Origin of the sequence: Isoptericola sp. NPDC056578, from assembly GCF_042793275.1 — a bacterium.
GTDB lineage: Bacteria > Actinomycetota > Actinomycetes > Actinomycetales > Cellulomonadaceae > Isoptericola.
The window spans coordinates 1-3,253 of record NZ_JBHTVC010000112.1; the positions used below are offsets into that span (position 1 = coordinate 1).

At 74.8% G+C, this 3,253-nt stretch carries 4 protein-coding genes; 3 read left to right on the forward strand and 1 reads right to left on the reverse strand.

Translation table 11 applies throughout. From position 1 onward, the window contains the following. Window positions 1-37: 37 nt before the first annotated feature. A complete protein-coding gene (locus ACFQ80_RS22475; RefSeq protein ID WP_430552025.1) occupies window positions 38-1,006 on the reverse strand; it encodes an FKBP-type peptidyl-prolyl cis-trans isomerase in 969 nt (322 codons plus the stop codon). Between the two features lie 128 nt (window positions 1,007-1,134). Here ACFQ80_RS22475 and ACFQ80_RS22480 point away from each other — a divergent pair, with 128 nt between their 5' ends. The 3 genes from ACFQ80_RS22480 (at window position 1,135) to ACFQ80_RS22490 (ending at window position 3,208) form a co-directional block, all read left to right on the forward strand. Then, window positions 1,135-1,434, forward strand: coding sequence for a hypothetical protein (locus tag ACFQ80_RS22480; RefSeq protein WP_430552026.1), 300 nt, complete (start codon window positions 1,135-1,137; stop codon window positions 1,432-1,434). Between the two features lie 50 nt (window positions 1,435-1,484). Further along, window positions 1,485-2,246, forward strand: coding sequence for an alpha/beta hydrolase (locus ACFQ80_RS22485; protein WP_430565198.1), 762 nt, complete (start codon window positions 1,485-1,487; stop codon window positions 2,244-2,246). Window positions 2,247-2,362: 116 nt separating this feature from the next. Beyond that, window positions 2,363-3,208 carry an alpha/beta fold hydrolase gene (locus ACFQ80_RS22490; protein WP_430552028.1) on the forward strand — a complete coding sequence of 282 codons (846 nt, stop codon included), beginning with the start codon at window positions 2,363-2,365 and terminating at the stop codon, window positions 3,206-3,208. Window positions 3,209-3,253 lie beyond the last annotated feature (45 nt).

The window sequence follows — 3,253 nt, forward strand, 5'->3', positions numbered from 1 at the left end:
GTCGTGACGTGCTCGACGTCACGACGACGGCGGGAGGTCACTGCGCGTCGAGGATGTCCACGACGAAGACCAGCGGCTGGCCGGCGAGCTCGTTGTCGTCGCTCTTCTCGGCGCCGTACGCCTGGTCGGCGGGGATGACGAGCAGCACCTGGCTGCCGACGGTCTGCCCGGCGAGGCCGTCCGTCCAGCCGGCGATGACCTGCTGGAGCGAGAACGAGCTCGGGGTGCCGCGGTCCCACGACGAGTCGAACGACTCGCCGTCGAGCGTCCAGCCCGTGTACTGCGCGGTGACCGTCTGGTCCTTCTCGACCTTGGCGCCGTCGCCCTTGATCAGGGTCTGCGCGACGAGGTCCTTGGGCGCCTCGTAGCCGTCCGGGATCTCCACCGAGGGCTTGCCGGAGTCGTCCAGCGTGACCGCCGGCAGGCCCTTCTCGGGCTCGACGGCCGTGCCCTCGGCGCGCGTCGGGATCTTCGTCGCGTCCGTGATCTCGACGAGGTTGACCATGGTCGCCGTCGAGCCGTCCTGGCCCTGCACGGGGTTGGCCACGAGGAGGCGCGTCCCGACCTTCTGCCCGGTCAGCGGCTCGGTCAGCACGCCGTAGTTCGCGTCGCCGAGGATGAAGCTCTGCGGGGTCTTCTGCTCCCAGGTGGAGCCCTGGGTGGAGCCGTCGGTGCCGAGGAAGGCGACGGTGTCCATGGTGATCTTCATGCCCTCGGTGAGGTCGGCGCCGTCGCCCTCGTCGATCACGCGCGACGTGGGCACCGAGACCTCGAGCGGGGTCTTGAAGGTCACCTTCGGCTCCGCACCGGCCTTGCCCTCGACCTTCACGGTCTCGAGCGCGGCGACGTCCTCCTTCGTCGGCTCCGGAGCCTCGGTGGCCGGGGACGACGACGCGGAGGCGGACGGCGTGGCGCCGTCACCGGAGGAGTCGTCGGCGCAGGCGGTCAGGGTCAGGGCCGCGGCCAGCGCCAGCGCGGCAGCGGCGGCGGACGTGCGGAGCTTCACGGGGAGTCCTTCGGTCGGCGGGGACGAACCGGGCCACTGTAACGGCACGACCTGACCGCGCCGTCCAGGGTCCGCCGGGACCACCGCCGGGCGGACCGGCCGGCCCTCGCCGGGCGACAATGGGTGCCATGCCGTCCCGCCGACCCTCCCGCAAGCGCCCCTGGGGCGCCGAGACCCCGCCGCTCGACCTCGACCGTGCCCTCGGCGGCGTGCGGCGGGAGAGCGCGGCGGACGGCGAGTGGACGGTGCGGCGGCTGCGCGGCGGGGACAAGGCGTACCGGTGCCCCGCGTGCCGGCAGGAGATCCCGGCGGGCACCCCGCACGTCGTCGCGTGGCAGCGCGACGCGGTCGGGGGAGAGGCCGCGGGCCTCGAGGACCGCCGGCACTGGCACTCCTCCTGCTGGGAGCGGCGCGCCCGGCTGCGCTGAACGCCCCGCAGGACCGGCCTGGAACGCCCGGCCGAACTACGCTGGAGGCGATGAACGACGACGCCACCGGCCACCAGATCCGCTCCCTCACGATGCTCCCCGCCCGCCGTGAGGACGTCGAGCTGCACACCGCGGACGGGCTCACGCTCGTCGGCGAGCTCGCCCTCCCGGCCGACCGGGACCCGGTCGCGACCCTCCTCACGTTCCACCCCCTGCCCACGCACGGCGGTTACATGGACTCGCACGTGTACCGCAAGGCGGCCTGGCGGCTCCCCGCGCTCGCGGACCTCGCCGTCCTGCGCTTCAACACCCGCGGCACGTCCTCGCCGCGCGGCACGTCCGACGGCGCGTTCGACGGCGGCGAGGCGGAGCGCTACGACGTCGCCGCCGCGATCGAGCTCGCGGAGTTCCGCGAGCTGCCGCGGCCGTGGCTCGTCGGGTGGTCGTTCGGCACGGAGCTGGTGCTCAAGCACGGCACCGACCCGGCCGTCGAGGGCGCGATCCTGCTGTCGCCGCCGCTGCACCGCGCCACGGACGCCGACCTCGACCGCTGGGCCTCCTTCGGCCGCCCGCTGGTCGTGCTGGTGCCCGAGCACGACGACTACCTGCGTCCCGACGAGGCCCGCCGGCGGTTCGCGCGCGTCCCGCAGGCCGAGGTGATCGGCGTCGACGGCGCGAAGCACCTGTGGGTCGGGGAGCCGGCGGTGCGCCGGGTCCTCGACGAGATCGTCGGGCACGTGCTGCCCGGCCACGCCCCGCTGCCCACGCGCTACGACGGCGAGGCGCAGCAGGCAGAGACGGTGCCGCGATGACACGGCACACCACCCGCAGCGGCCGGCTCGGCCCGCCGAGGTGAACCGCTGACGACATCCCTGACGACATCCCTGACGACATCCCTGACGACACTGTTGACGACGAGGAGTCGACGATGACCACCCCCTCCGCGCTCCTGGCGACCTACCCGCTCCACGACGGGGCGGGCACGCCGGTCCTGCTGCTGCACGGCTTCCCGCTGGACCACCGCATGTGGGCGGCCGCGGCGCAGGCCCTGCCCGAGGGGGTGCGCGCCCTCGGCGTGGACCTGCCCGGTCAGGGGCACTCCGACCTCGGCGGCATCCCGCCGCGGCTCGAGGACGTCGCCGACGCCGTGCACCGCACCATGCGGGAGCAGGGTGAGGGCAACGCGGTCGTGGTCGGCCTGTCGATGGGCGGCTACGTGGCGCTCGCCCTGGCGGAGCGGCATCCGGGGTTCGTCGTCGGGCTCGGGCTCGTCGACACCAAGTCGACCGCCGACCTCGACGCCGCGCGCGCCAACCGGCTGCGGATCGCGGACGCCGTCACCGCGGGGCAGACGCTCGACCCGGTGCTCAGCATGCCCGGCGCGCTGCTCGGGCCGACGAGCGTGGAGCGGCGGCGGAACCTCTTCCCTCTGCTGGAGTCCTGGATCCGTGCGCAGTCGCCGTCGGGCGTCGCCTGGGCGCAGCGCGCGATGGCGGCCCGTCCGGACCGCACCGACGTGCTGCGCACGTTCGACGGCCCCGTCTCCGTGGTGGTCGGGGCGGAGGACCAGGTGACCCCGCTCGTCGAGGCCGAGCACATGGTGCACGCCGCGCGGGACGGCGCGCTCACCGTCGTCCCGGCCGCCGGTCACATGAGCGCGGTCGAGGACCCGGCGACCGTCGCCGCCGCGATCGCGCTGCTGCACCGGCGCGTGGCCGAGCGCACCAACCCGCCCCGCTGGCCCTGGCAGTACCGCCCGGCCCCGACCAGCTGACGCGCCGGGCGGACGAGACGCCGCGGGCCCGCCACCGAACGGTGG